Source organism: Mesorhizobium sp. M0676 (genome assembly GCF_040320535.1).
GTDB lineage: Bacteria > Pseudomonadota > Alphaproteobacteria > Rhizobiales > Rhizobiaceae > Mesorhizobium.
The window spans coordinates 1-557 of sequence record NZ_JAMYPU010000092.1; the positions used below are offsets into that span (position 1 = coordinate 1).

Genomic DNA, 557 nt, shown 5'->3' on the forward strand with positions numbered 1-557 from the left:
CTCGGCCGGTGTGGCGCGGCCGTGACCTTTCCCGATGCTGCGGGATCCAGCAGCAATCGATAGGCGCGAACCGGATCGGCGATGTTCTTGAGGCGCTGCTCGCCAAGACTGGCAAAGCCGACATCAACCTTGTGAACGGCATGATCAAATGCGGTTCCGGAGATACATACACCCCCCGGCTCGGCCATAGCCTCGAGGCGCGCGGCGATGTTGACGCCATCGCCGTAGATGTCATTTTCCTCTACGATGACATCACCGAGATTGACGCCGATGCGAAACCGGATGTGGCGGGGGTCGGAGGTGCCCGGGTCTCGGACAGCCATCCGGCGCTGAATCGCGGCAGCGCATTGGACGGCATCAACGACGCTGGCGAATTCGACCAGCGCCCCGTCTCCCATGAGCTTGATAATCCGACCGTGGAATTCCTTGATCGCGGGGTCGACCAGTTCTCGACGGCAACCCTTCAGTCGTTCGAGCGTGCCGACCTCATCCTCGCCCATGAGCGTGCTGTAGCCGACCACGTCGGCAGCAAGGATCGCGGTAAGCCTTCGCTCCAT

At 62.1% G+C, this 557-nt stretch carries 1 protein-coding gene; it reads right to left on the bottom strand.

Translation table 11 applies throughout. The features are described 5' to 3' along the window. The coding region (locus NKI35_RS31310; protein WP_352742665.1) for an adenylate/guanylate cyclase domain-containing protein at positions 1 to 557 on the bottom strand (557 nt) is incomplete at both ends.